Below are 12,701 nucleotides of genomic sequence, written 5' to 3'. Positions count from 1 at the left end.
TTAAGGACTCGCTATCGCTAGATTTTCTTTATTGGTTCGTTTACATGAGGGGCTGTGGGACGAAGTGAATTCGCCCCGATAGCAAACCCCTATCCCCGGGTTAATATTTCATCTATCTTATATTTGCTGTCCGATGACTGCTTTAACTAGAGTCTCAAAAGGATTATTATGATTATTCTTCAGAGGTTGTTGAGGATATGAGGTTACTAATTGACTAATAATTTTATCTTGCTGATGGAGAAAAATAACAGCTTCTTGCCAGTAGGGAGGAGTCACAATTAAATATCTCCTCTATACGTAGAAGACCAACCAAATAGCTTGCGCAATCTTTGAGAAGGATTAAATTTAAACACTGTACTATCTCTTTTTCTTTGAATATAAAATGTTCCAAAATTCCTAAAATTGACACTTTCTTGAGCTTTTAAACAATCATATATTTCGTCTAAGGTAGCATTAACAATTTCTTCGATAACTTCATCTTTTTGATTAATTTTTTTAGCAATACGCTTTACTAATTCTTTCTGATTAATTGACATTTTATGTTTTCCAATCAATTTTGTTTTCTTCTAAATATTGGGCAATATCCACTTCTAAATCTTCTAAAGTGTCCTCGTATATAAATATTGGTTGAAAATGTTATTATTACCAAGGCCAACGACCTTTAATTATTCTAATAGGGTGATGATTTAACTCTAAATCATCTAGGGAAAAATCTTCTTTATTAACTATTTTATTAACAAATGGAATAAACCAAGCAATTTTTTCTTCAAATGCAGGATTTAGACAATTATAATAATGTCTTAATGCTCCTTCTCCATTAGTATAAAAAGAACCATCATAGTCCCCGCCAACACGGAAAGTTGTTTCTAGGTTGCTCGGACAAAATACGAAGCCTTCTGCTTTCTCGTAAACAATTACAATAAAATCAATACCTCGCGCGATCGCTTCTTGATACCAAGTAGGATAAGTCATAGATTGAGGGATAATTGACCGATAAGAATATTACTTTTACCGCCACGATGATATTTTAAATGACATATATTGCATAAGGCTACTAAATTCTCTGGTCTGTTATCTTCTGGTATTCGGTTCCAGTGATGGACTTGCAGACAACTACCTCTACTTGATTTATTTTTGAAGTCAGCACCACATTGACTACACTTCCAATCGGCTTTTTGTTTGATGGCACACGCAATCTTATTCCAATCTTTGCTATATCTGCTCATCTTATCATCTCTAATTCTGTATCTATTGTAGGGCTTTTTTTTCTGAGCCGTTTCCGTCCCCTTACGGGGTAAATGTGGAATCGAACCGCGTTGCACGTCTTAAAGCAGCCGTAGATAAAATCGTTGGGGAAGTTTCCGTCCCCTTACGGGGTAAATGTGGAATCGAACGAAGTTATGATTAAGTTTCATATTACTGAGCGGTAGTTGGGTTTCCGTCCCCTTACGGGGTAAATGTGGAATCGAACTTTCTGCCATCTCTTTTGATTACGGTTTTGCTCATTATCTTAGATTTGTTTCCGTCCCCTTACGGGGTAAATGTGGAATCGAACTCTTCCCCTGTTGAATTAAACAGAACTATTAGTGTCGAAGTTTCCGTCCCCTTACGGGGTAAATGTGGAATCGAACACAGTGATATTTTCACTCCCATTGAGTGAAAATTTTTCTACAATTTTGCTACTACTTGTTTCCGTCCCCTTACGGGGTAAATGTGGAATCGAACGCGCTACTATGTATTTTCTGGCATCAAAGGACAGGTGAAAGTTTCCGTCCCCTTACGGGGTAAATGTGGAATCGAACCTTTGCAGGGTGTGCAGAGTTCTTGGGATTTCAAGCGAAAGGTTTCCGTCCCCTTACGGGGTAAATGTGGAATCGAACGTCGATGCAAAACAAACGGAAGCTAAGGAACTAGTGTTTCCGTCCCCTTACGGGGTAAATGTGGAATCGAACCCCACCAATATAAGGAGATTCCGCAAACTTAAGTAAAGTTTCCGTCCCCTTACGGGGTAAATGTGGAATCGAACCCTAGCCGTTAGAAACCTTGTCAGACATAGCTTTTACAAACTGTCTGCGAAAAACTACAAAGTAGTTCTTTACATTTCTTAATGATATTAAATTATCAAGGTAAAAAAACTTGTTTTAGACGTTTATTCGGCAATAAGCACAATTAAAAAGTGAAGTTAAGCATTAACACTCAGTTATTTACTTATTAACCTTAAAATCTAACTCTAACTATTATTTACTAACTGCGACATTTTTACAACCCCTTGTTACTTTTCTTTACAACAAATAAACTACTAATTTTATTCTTTCAGGATATAGTCAATTATTATTGGACAGGAACAAGCCATTGCGGTAAGACAACAAGTAAAAGATAAGTTGCGATATAGCAATTTAAAAGAATGGTTAGTAGCTTTTGCCGAAGATAATCAATTTAGTCACAACATTACAGAAAATCATTTATTACATTAAGTGCGATCGCAATTTATTCCTAAACAAAGCCTTTACCCTTTTGCTTAGGTTAACCTTAGCAGTTTCAATACACACCTATTCATCTAATACCCCAAAAGGTTTAGCATCAGAAGTATCATAAATCTCCACTGAATCTCCACGACGGAGCATCCGTTTTTTCAGACGTGGAAAATCAGCAACTTCCACTTCCAGATTTTCTCCCCCCACTAAATACACTAAATCTTCATCCCCTATATTTCTGAGATGATGAGGGACTGAAGGAGTCGGAAATCCCATAAAATCTCCTGAACCCACCTCAAATTCCTCGCCGTCAATTTCTGCAATACCCCTACCTGATAAAATATAAATCCATTCTTCCTCCCGATAGTGGGAATGATAAACAAAAGACTCCTTACCTGGGGCAATCCTCGCAAAATTAACTCCAGTACGCTTTAACCCAACTGTACGTCCAAGATAGACTCCAGATATTTCAGATTTTGAGTTCCAAGGGTGAGAAAAAGTTTGGATACTGTCTGCAATTTCTGCCGCCCTTAAAATAAAAGTTTTTTTGCCTTCCATAATGTTCTAAGGTTTTTGACTCTTGTTTCTTAGTTTAATAGTAGGCATCAACTCATAACTTGACAACTAACACCACTTTTTGATCGGAAATTTATTCGGGTACGGCTCTTTGTATAAAGAAAGTCAGGCTCGTATTTTTTTCTCAAAAGAAATTACGGCTACTCAAATATACGTTTGTTCTTCTAACCAACTCACAAATTGGAGAATAAAAGCCTTTTTTGGATGGTTTTTGAGATAAACAACTGAGTAAATGAATCCGGGTAACGTAATATCAAAGGGTTGGATTAAAAAACCCATTTTGACATCGTCTTGAACATGAATACTACTGCATAATGCTATACCTTGACCTGCGATCGCAGCTTGAATTGCTAAATTTTCGTCATCAAATTTTAATCCTTTATCAGCATTAATTTCACTAAGTTCTGCTTTTGCCAACCAGTTTTTCCAGCTAGGAGCTTCTGAACCGTAGTTTAACCAGTCAAAATGAATTAACGTATGCTGAGAGATTTCTTTTGGTGTAATAGAATTTTGTTTATGGGCAAATAGTTTTGGACTGCAAACTGGAGTGAACTGATCCTGTATTAAATGATGAACTTCTAATCCAGAATAATTGCCTTGACCATAACGAATGGCGATGTCAACAGTACGAGCTTGTAAATCAACTACAGTATTAGATGTTTGCAATCGGACATCAATATCTGGATGTCGCCTTTGAAAATCGTTGAGACGAGGAACAAGCCACTTAGACGCAAAAACATTCAAGACACTTACCGTTAACTCTGTGGGATTATTAATCTGTCTAAGTTCGAGAATAGCATTATCCAACACATCTAAACTTTTCTGAACTCTAGGAAAAAGTAATTCTCCTGCAGGTGTTAAAGTCAAGGGACGCGGACGTCGTCGAAATAGTAACAAACCTAGCTCCTTTTCTAACTTTTTGATTTGGTGACTTACTGCAGTGGAGGTAACATCTAATTCCTCTGCCGCTTTTTGAAAACTTAGATGTCTTGCAACAGCCTCAAATGATTGCAACCCATTGAGAGAATAAAGTTGTCGCCTAAGCATTTTCTGTGTGTATTTAATGTAGATGAATTTTTTTCATCTTAACCTGAGTAAATTAACTTTGCATATCTCTGAAAATTACACTATTCTGTTAATTAAGACAAAAAAAGGTATCAAAAACATTTACAGTAATAAACTTTTTTAAACCAAGAAAATCATTCTGATTTCATCTCGTCTTTCAGAATAAGCAGTCATAAAAGTGGTGGTGCGGTCATCACTGAATGGGAATATCTATGCAATTTTTATTGGCTTAGATAAATAGTGTTTATATCTTGTCACTTCTAACTGGAGTGCAATTTTTTACTTTGTTTTTGATCGTATTCTTTATTTTGAGGAAACAACTATGACAAAAATTCTACAGATTGACGCAAGTGCTAGGGTTACTCGTTCTTTGAGTAGAGGATTAACTAATGCTTTTTACCAAAACTGGTCAGCGTCTCGTCCTAATGATATTTGGATTAAACGTGATGTAGGACTTAATCCACCATCTGCCATCAGTGAGGAATGGATTGCTTCAGCTTTTACACCATTGGATAAAAGAACACCTGAACAAGTGGCTATTCTACGAGAGTCAGATGAATTATTGGAAGAATTAGAACCCGCAGATATTATTGTAATTGGTACGCCTATGTATAATTACGGAATGCCATCCTCGCTCAAGGCTTGGATTGATCAAGTGATTCGCATTGGACGCACTTTTTCATTTGATCTTGCCAGAGGAGAACAACCTATTGAGCCGATTCTAACTGATAAAATTCTGGTGATTTTAGCTTCTTGTGGAGAAGGAGGATTTGGGTTTGGGGAGGCTAATGCTTCTCAGAATCATCTGGATACAGCTATCATCACAGCCTCAAAATTAATGGGCGTTACAGAGCATTATGTTATTCGTGTTGAATATCAAGAGTTTGGAGATGCCCGACACCAAAAATCTGTAGAAGATGCTCATGGCAAAATCCCAAAACTTGTACAACAGTTAATTCAAAAAATTGGAGATCAATAATCAAAATATTAGCAGACAAGATAATTGATCTCATTGTTGATTTCTATGTCGAGCAGTTTTGCTAGAAGCTGAAATTCCCCATTTTCTGTTAACTATTCTTTGCTCTATCATTGGGGGTAATATGTTCTAATTTACCATCTCCATAGGAGTGCTTAACCTCAGAGATGACAACATGAAACCCTTTATACCATTTAGTATATTGACGTTTAGCCTCAATATGTTTTGGATGTCTGGAAAATTCTTTTAGTGCGTCCATACTTTCCCAATAATAGATGGCATTCTTTCTTTTTCCATCTATTGATTCCCATGATTCTCTCCCAAGAAACCCATTTACTGATGCGGCGGCTTCATGTATTTGATTGTCCAAAAAATAAAACTGCTCATCATATTCTCCCGGTTCAAAAATAAATGCACTCGAATACATGACTTTATCTTTTGCTTTAACTAATAACTAATAATTTTATCTCAAGATAGTTGAGTTATTATTTTAATTATCTTAGGTGCGAAAGGAGTTATATTTGGTTTAATAAACCTAAACTGACTTCAGTTCGGGTTAAGGCAATTTTATTGTTACTTCTAAGAAGCTATAAGGTTTTCCGACTAGGAGAAAATAATGCTTTCAGCTTATCCAAAACTCAGGTTAAATAGTTCTACCATTTACATTAAATTTATTGTTAAATAGGAAATAATGTTAGTGCCAGATGATAGAAAATAAAAGCACATATCCAAGCATAAACTAGAGAAAAAAGCAAAGAAAATAAAGTAAAAATTGTCGATTTGGACTCTGCTTTAATGGTGGCAACGGTGGATAAACAAGGAGTATATAATAAGCAAAAGACACAAAAAGAAACTGCCGCCGCAGGAGTTATAGTTAGGGCAATATGTTGAGTTAATGCCGATGAACTTAAACCATAAATCGTGGCAAATGAACCCACAACAATTTCTTTAGCAATAAAGCCAAAAATTAAAGATAAAGTTAAATAGGGATCAATGCCAATCGGTTGCATAATAGGTTGTAATAAAATTCCTAGTTGTCCTCCCCATGTCTCTAATCCTATGCTGTTTTCAGGAAAATAAGTTAAAAACCATACTGCTACACACCCGATGATAATAAAGTTAGTTGCCCTTCGCAAAAATTCTTTTACTTCCCCCCATCCCCTTAATAGCACTTGTCTTAAAGTGGGTAATCTATAGGGAGGAAGTTCAATAATAAAAGGTTCTTGACTTTGAAATTCTTTAGTTTTACTAAATACAAAAGCAACAAAAAAACTAGCAATAAAACTTAGTAAATAGAGAGAAAAAAGAATAATCGGTCCTAAATTGGAAGGGAAAATAGCGGCAATAATAAAAACAAATACTGCTAGTCTTGCAGAACAAAGGGCAAAAGGTATAATTAACATTGATAACCAACGCATAGGTTGCGATCGAATTACTCTTGTACCCATTAAAGCAGGAACATTACAGCCAAATCCCATCATTTGCATGACAAAAGCCCTACCATCTAGCCCTAATTTTTCCATTAAAGCATCCATGAGGTAAGCTGATCGAGCTAGATAACCACTATCTTCTACCGCCGCCATTACAAAGAAAAAGAGAACGATTAAAGGTACAAAAGAAGCTACAGTTGCTACACCTAACCAAACTCCATTGAGGAGAAAATTTTGCACTATTTCGGGCAGTGGTTGAATAGTTGGCTCGATAATTTGCCCACTAATCCAATCGGTGATATTTCCCATAATGTCTTGAGAGGGTAAACCGAGATACCAAATTAGAAAGAATATTCCTAACATGGAAATAAAAAAAAGTGGTATTCCGAAAATAGGATGAAGTAAAATGCGATCGAGTTTATCCGTAATCGTTTTAATTTCTTCAGGGGGTACTTTGACGGTTTTCTCCAAAATTGAGTTAATTTCTGTCTCTGTTACAGGATTCGTGGAGAGAAAATCATGAATATCTTTAAGAATGAAAGAATCCTCTTGGGTGGATAGTGCCTTTTCTATGCCCCTAACAGCTTGGGTAAAACCTTTACCATATTTGGCACTAATTGAAAAACAAGGTATCCCTAAAATCTCTTGCAGTTGATAGTGATTTATTTCTACTCCATAGCGTTTGGCTTCATCTGCCATATTTAACATTACGACGCAAGGTAATCCTAACCTTTTCATCTCTAATATTAATCTTAAGGTGCGATCAATTTGAGTAGCGTTGATAATAATAATAGCTAAATCGAGGGGAAAAGTTTCCAAAAACCTCTGCACCACCTTTTCATCATCAGAAAAGCCATTAAAATCATAAATACCGGGTAAATCTACCACTTCCACCACTTCATTATTCAGATTAATTTCTGCCTGTAGTAAATCCACAGTTATACCAGACCAATTGCCTACAGAAGCATTACTCCCAGTTAAACGATTAAAAAAGGTTGATTTTCCAGTATTCGGTTGTCCAATTACGGCAATACGCTTTTGAGAATTTGGTAAAACTTTCGTGGTAGCAGAATGACAAGACATAAAAACAATTAATGATTAATAATGTACAATTGAGAGGTGTCAGGTTTTAAAAGATTTCTTAATTCTCCCTACTCCCCATTCCCTACTATTTGTTACGAGAAGTCTTCTTGACGACTTTTTTGTTTTTTTTCCGAGAAACTGGCTTTTTCTTTTGATGAGATTTCCATCTACTACCAATGTCATCGGCTAAGTAATGACTCATCGCTCCTAACTCTAAACCTATAAATAATGATAATACTTCTTGCCAATAGTTATTTTTCAACACTCCATAGCTGTTAAATATGAATTTTTGCCAATGCCATCCAAAACCAAATATTAACTGTGCGATCGCAACTCCTAAAATTGCTAGTATGAATAATATCAAGCTCAAATAAATTACTCGAATAAGAGTACCCAATAAGAAACCATGAGAAAAAATAGAACGATGCTTTAAAGTTTTTTGATAAGGTAGCCAAATAAAGCGAAAAAAACGCCAACGTTGAAATTGTATCGAATAAATATCCAAATCAGGGCCAAACATCAAACCACTAAAAATAAATCCAAAACCCCCCAAAGCAGTTAATAATAAGGATTTAGTTACAATAAAAAAGAGAATGATAACAAGAGGTAAACAAAACCAAGTAATTTGATCGTGAATTTTTCCCGAAGGCATTGCATTTTTTTTAAAGACTAGCTATAATATATAAATGTGAGTTGAGGGCGATTAGCTCAGCGGTAGAGCGCCTGCCTTACAAGCAGGATGCCACTGGTTCAAATCCAGTATCGCCCATATTTAAAAAGTTATAATACTATTTATCCTGTACATTAACAAATTGTTAGATTAATTAAATAAGTCTCAATTTTATTATTTTTCAAGAGTTTTTTCAGTAAATATCTCCATAAATTATTTTGGCTCTTTAGGCTGTGGTTCTGATAAATTAATAGAAACAGGACTTCCATGACCTTTATTGAATAGTGTTTATAGTAAAATAAAAACTGAAAGTTTATAAGTTATTATTTAATAATCCCCTACTGCCTATTGCCTCTTGCCTACCCTAATTAATAATTTACACGACGAGAAGTGATAGAGTCATTATTTTTTTTTGCGTCGTAGTAAAGACTTTAGCCCTTAAAACATTATCATTGAAGAAGTCTAATTAATTAGCTAAACCCTGATATTTAGTGTCTAAATCGGGTATCAATATTCAGAAAATTAAACTTAAAATCTGCCCTTAAACTGCCAGATAGCTGAAACCTAGCCAAATCGAATATTCTAGTATCGAACTTGGGTATAATAAGAGCTTGTTTATAAGCTAAATTATTATAGTTATGCGTTTATCTTCTATGTTATTTGCCACTCTGCGCGAAGATCCTGCGGAGGCAGAAATTAAAAGTCATAAGTTATTATTGAGGGCGGGTTATATTCGTCGTATTGGTAGCGGTGTTTATAGTTATTTACCTTTGATGTGGCGAGTTTTGCAAAAGGTGAGTCAGATTGTGCGCGAGGAAATGAACGCTACAGGGGCGCAAGAATGTTTATTACCCCAAATGCAACCTGCGGATTTATGGCAAGAGTCAGGGCGTTGGGATACTTATACAAAAGCGGAAGGTATTATGTTTTCCCTAACAGATAGACAAAATCGTCAATTAGCTTTGGGGCCTACCCATGAGGAAGTTATAACTGCGATCGCACGTGATATGATCAAATCTTATCGCCAATTACCTGTCCATTTGTATCAAATTCAGACGAAATTTAGAGATGAAATTCGCCCCCGTTTCGGGTTGATGCGTGGTAGAGAATTTATCATGAAAGATGGTTATTCTTTCCATACTTCTCCAGAATGCCTGAAAAATACCTATAATGATATGGATCAAGCCTATAAAAATATTTTTACTCGTTGTGGCTTGAGTTTTCGCCCCGTAGAAGCTGATTCAGGTGCGATCGGCGGTTCTGGTTCTCAGGAGTTTATGGTATTAGCAGAAGCGGGAGAAGATGAAATTCTCTATACCGAAGATGGTTTATACTCTGCAAATGTGGAAAAAGCCGTTTCTTTACCTGCGGATAAAGTTGCATCTCCTTTTACTAGCTACGAGAAAAAAGCCACTCCTAACACGGAAACCATCGAAAAAGTTTGTCAATTTTTGGGATGTTCTGCGACAAATATTGTTAAAAATGTTCTTTATCAAGCTGTTTACGATTCAGGAAAAATAGTCTTAGTTTTAATACATATTAGAGGAGATCAAGATGTCAATGAAGTTAAATTAACTAATGAATTAGTAAAATTAGCTTCTAATTATAATGCTAATACCGTGCTTAGTTTAACAGTTCCCGATGAGAATGCTCAACAAAAATGGGCAGAAAAACCCTTACCTTTAGGCTATATTGCTCCTGATTTAAGTGACGATTATATTGCTCAAAATAAAGAGGTTGCAGGGGAATTTTTACGATTAGCAGATGAAACGGTAGTGAATTTAGAAAACTTTGTCACTGGTAGTAATGAAACAGGGTATCACGTTGTGGGGGCTAATTGGGGACAACAATTTACCTTACCTAAGTTAACCGTTGATGTTCGTAAAGCCAAAGTAGGCGATCGCGCTTTACATAATCAGGAACAAACTTTACAAACCGCTAGAGGTATCGAAGTAGGGCATATTTTCCAACTCGGCACAAAATATTCTCAGGCAATGGGTGCAACCTACACCGCCGAAGATGGCACAGAAAAGCCTTTTGTCATGGGTTGCTATGGTATTGGGGTATCTCGTTTGGCACAGTCTGCCGTTGAACAGTCCCACGATAAAGACGGTATAATCTGGCCAGTTGCGATCGCCCCTTATCATGCTATAGTTGTTATTCCTAATATTACTGATGAACAACAGGTAAAAGTTGCCGAGGAAATCTATCACAACCTCAATCAAGCAGGGGTAGAAACTCTCTTAGATGACAGAGACGAACGGGCAGGGGTAAAATTCAAAGACGCAGATTTAATTGGTATTCCCTATCGTATCGTAACAGGAAGATCTCTCAAAGATGGAAAAGTCGAGTTAGTGGAAAGAAGCACGAAAAACTCTCAAGATATTCCCGTGGAAGAAATCGTCAAAATAGTATCAGAAATGATCAACAATAACTCATAATAAAAAAGGGGAAAGACAAAATCCCCTTCTCTATCCGTGTCAAATACTATTTGTCCTCAATCAGAAAAATCATGGTATCTGAACCGCAAACTTATAAAAATGTGATGGAAGCCTTTGTGCAAGAAGAGATTGAATTTCAACTGCAAAATAATAAGGCTTTGAGTAGAAGTGCAGACTATATCAATTTATTGGAGGTTGCCACTTTTGCCCTTAATCGACTCCCTTGCTATTATGCTTCATCCATAGAGGGGATAGAGAGACAAAGAAGAAGAATAAAAGAAAAAAGAGAGTTAAAACAGAAAATATCTTTTGTCGTATCCCAAGCCTTTGCCGCCGTAGAAAGAGACCCTCTCAGACGTTCAACTCCTATTATCGAAGAAGATAAGAAGGATATTTTTGATGAAGCTAGGAGTGCCGTTTATCAAGCCAAAGATACTCTGCCTGAAACCGAATTATCTTGGATTATTTCTTTTATGGAGGCTTTTCTTACCAACATCACTTATAACAGTGTATCAGCCGAAGAGGTCGTAAAACTTTATTATTTACTGTACTATTACTGGCAGGAAAATCAATAATTCTTCCATTACAAAAGGGCAAACCCCCCTTTATCCCCCCTCGAGAGGGGGGAAAGCAATGGGCAAAGGCAGATAGTTGAGAATTAAGAATGAAGAATTAAGAATTAAAAACCCTGAATACCTGTACGGGAGAATGGCCATTCGCCCCTCACCTCATCACCTCATATCCCTCTCCTCTGAACTCTCAATCCTGAACCCCTATCATCATGCTAATATGATAAAATCAAGTTTGCTTAATTTATCCTAGTTGATCAATATCTTTACCAATACTTATGACCACTCAGCAATTAGAAAATTCGGTTCAGGATAAAAATTCTCCTGAATATTGGGATGAAGTTCCTAATCCTGCGGAAATGTCTTTTTTTGATCATCTTGAAGAATTAAGACAAAGGATTTTTGTTAGTTTAATTGCTGTACTATTAAGTGCGATCGCCTGTTTTGCTTTTGTTAAAACTATCGTAGCTTGGTTAGAAGTTCCAGCCCAAGGAGTTAAATTTCTACAGTTAGCACCCGGAGAGTTTTTCTTTGTTTCTATTCAAGTAGCAGGTTATACAGGAATTATTCTCGCCGCCCCTGTGATTCTCTATCAAATAGTTCAATTTGTTTTACCCGGATTAACTAGAAAAGAAAGAAGATTTTTAGCTCCAGTGGTATTCGGTTCAAGTATTCTGTTTTTCGCTGGTTTAGCCTTTGCTTATTATGTTTTAATTCCCGCCGCTTTGAAATTTTTTATTGGTTACGGTGGTGATGTGGTGGAACAATTATGGTCAATTGATAAGTATTTTAAGTTTATTTTACTATTGATGTTTTCCACTGGTTTAGCTTTTCAAATACCAGTCATACAACTACTCTTGGGTATGCTAGGTATAGTATCCTCTCAACAAATGCTATCAGGTTGGAGAATTGTGATTTTGGCTTCGTTGATTTTAGGAGCAGTTATAACTCCTTCTACAGACCCTTTAACTCAATCTCTCCTTGGTGGTGCAGTTTTAATGTTATATTTTGGTGGTATTGGTATGGTTAAGTTGATTGGGAAATAACCCCAGTTCGGTTTAAGAATATCCGATAAGGTTAGGTGTCAGGTTGCAGGTTGCAGGTGTTAGGGGATGGGGGGATGAGGGGATGAGGTGATGAGGGGAAAGGGGGAAACAAGTAATAAATAAGTAGTAAGTATTCGTGGTTTTTCATTCTTAATTCTTAATTCTTAATTCTTAATTTTTAACTATTTAACGTCAGTTCGGATTAAGGCAATTTTATCGTTATTTCTAAGAAGCTATAAGGTTTTCTGACTACGAGTTGGGATGCTTTCAGCTTATCCAAAACTCAGGTTAAAAATTAAAAACTCCGAACGCCTTTAGGGGCGAATGGCCATTCGCCCCTACCTCCTCCTCTTAACCTCTAACTCTCATCT

13 protein-coding genes, 1 tRNA gene and 1 CRISPR repeat array are annotated in these 12,701 nt (G+C 36.3%); of the genes, 5 read left to right on the top strand and 9 right to left on the bottom strand.

What is annotated here, in order from left to right; translation table 11 throughout:
* Positions 1–117: 117 nt before the first annotated feature.
* The 6 genes from CYAN10605_RS18955 to gcvA all read right to left on the bottom strand — a co-directional run bounded on the left by CYAN10605_RS18955 (position 118) and on the right by gcvA (position 4,097).
* On the bottom strand, positions 118–276 hold the full coding sequence (locus CYAN10605_RS18955) for a hypothetical protein (RefSeq protein WP_155084367.1): 159 nt from the start codon (positions 274–276) through the stop codon (positions 118–120).
* A 2-nt stretch (positions 277–278) separates the two neighbouring features.
* Entirely contained in the window at positions 279–536 is a 258-nt protein-coding gene (locus tag CYAN10605_RS17150) for an HU family DNA-binding protein (RefSeq protein WP_041922569.1), read from the bottom strand.
* A 106-nt stretch (positions 537–642) separates the two neighbouring features.
* Complete coding sequence (locus tag CYAN10605_RS17145) at positions 643–972, bottom strand: hypothetical protein (RefSeq protein WP_015221207.1); 330 nt, start codon at positions 970–972, stop codon at positions 643–645.
* Positions 969–1,226 (bottom strand): HNH endonuclease, encoded by a 258-nt coding sequence (locus CYAN10605_RS17140; RefSeq protein WP_015221206.1) that lies wholly within the window; start codon positions 1,224–1,226, stop codon positions 969–971. The genes CYAN10605_RS17145 and CYAN10605_RS17140 overlap by 4 nt, the downstream gene beginning before the upstream one ends.
* A gap of 49 nt (positions 1,227–1,275) precedes the next feature.
* Positions 1,276–2,026: direct repeats of the CRISPR family, unit length 37 nt; unit sequence GTTTCCGTCCCCTTACGGGGTAAATGTGGAATCGAAC.
* A gap of 523 nt (positions 2,027–2,549) precedes the next feature.
* On the bottom strand, positions 2,550–3,032 hold the full coding sequence (locus tag CYAN10605_RS17135) for a cupin domain-containing protein (protein ID WP_015221205.1): 483 nt from the start codon (positions 3,030–3,032) through the stop codon (positions 2,550–2,552).
* Between the two features lie 162 nt (positions 3,033–3,194).
* Complete coding sequence (gene gcvA / locus CYAN10605_RS17130; RefSeq protein WP_015221204.1) at positions 3,195–4,097, bottom strand: transcriptional regulator GcvA; 903 nt, start codon at positions 4,095–4,097, stop codon at positions 3,195–3,197.
* A gap of 340 nt (positions 4,098–4,437) precedes the next feature.
* Here gcvA and CYAN10605_RS17125 point away from each other — a divergent pair, with 340 nt between their 5' ends.
* Positions 4,438–5,094, top strand: coding sequence for an FMN-dependent NADH-azoreductase (locus CYAN10605_RS17125; RefSeq protein WP_015221203.1), 657 nt, complete (start codon positions 4,438–4,440; stop codon positions 5,092–5,094).
* An 88-nt stretch (positions 5,095–5,182) separates the two neighbouring features.
* Here CYAN10605_RS17125 and CYAN10605_RS17120 read toward each other — a convergent pair whose 3' ends face one another.
* From CYAN10605_RS17120 to CYAN10605_RS17110, 3 genes are all read right to left on the bottom strand, one after another.
* Positions 5,183–5,518: an antibiotic biosynthesis monooxygenase family protein gene (locus CYAN10605_RS17120; RefSeq protein WP_015221202.1), complete on the bottom strand. Its 336-nt coding sequence runs from the start codon at positions 5,516–5,518 to the stop codon at positions 5,183–5,185.
* A gap of 250 nt (positions 5,519–5,768) precedes the next feature.
* The gene (gene feoB, locus CYAN10605_RS17115; RefSeq protein WP_015221201.1) at positions 5,769–7,604 is read right to left on the bottom strand and encodes a ferrous iron transport protein B; all 1,836 of its coding nucleotides are present in this window, start codon (positions 7,602–7,604) and stop codon (positions 5,769–5,771) included.
* 85 nt (positions 7,605–7,689) lie between these two features.
* On the bottom strand, positions 7,690–8,256 hold the full coding sequence (locus CYAN10605_RS17110) for a metal-binding protein (protein ID WP_015221200.1): 567 nt from the start codon (positions 8,254–8,256) through the stop codon (positions 7,690–7,692).
* A 45-nt stretch (positions 8,257–8,301) separates the two neighbouring features.
* On the opposite strand from CYAN10605_RS17110, the gene CYAN10605_RS17105 reads away from it, so the two are divergent.
* The 4 genes from CYAN10605_RS17105 (at position 8,302) to tatC (ending at position 12,330) form a co-directional block, all read left to right on the top strand.
* Positions 8,302–8,373 (top strand) — tRNA-Val (locus CYAN10605_RS17105).
* Positions 8,374–8,912: 539 nt separating this feature from the next.
* Positions 8,913–10,715, top strand: a complete 1,803-nt coding sequence (gene proS / locus CYAN10605_RS17100) for a proline--tRNA ligase (RefSeq protein WP_015221199.1) — start codon at positions 8,913–8,915, stop codon at positions 10,713–10,715.
* Between the two features lie 71 nt (positions 10,716–10,786).
* Complete coding sequence (locus CYAN10605_RS17095) at positions 10,787–11,290, top strand: late competence development ComFB family protein (RefSeq protein ID WP_015221198.1); 504 nt, start codon at positions 10,787–10,789, stop codon at positions 11,288–11,290.
* Positions 11,291–11,562: 272 nt separating this feature from the next.
* On the top strand, positions 11,563–12,330 hold the full coding sequence (gene tatC / locus CYAN10605_RS17090; protein WP_015221197.1) for a twin-arginine translocase subunit TatC: 768 nt from the start codon (positions 11,563–11,565) through the stop codon (positions 12,328–12,330).
* The last annotated feature ends 371 nt before the right edge of the window (positions 12,331–12,701 follow it).

It is taken from the genome of Cyanobacterium aponinum PCC 10605, assembly GCF_000317675.1.
GTDB lineage: Bacteria > Cyanobacteriota > Cyanobacteriia > Cyanobacteriales > Cyanobacteriaceae > PCC-10605.
The sequence above is the reverse complement of the archived record's forward strand: the minus strand, read 5'-3'. Positions and strand labels throughout refer to the sequence as shown.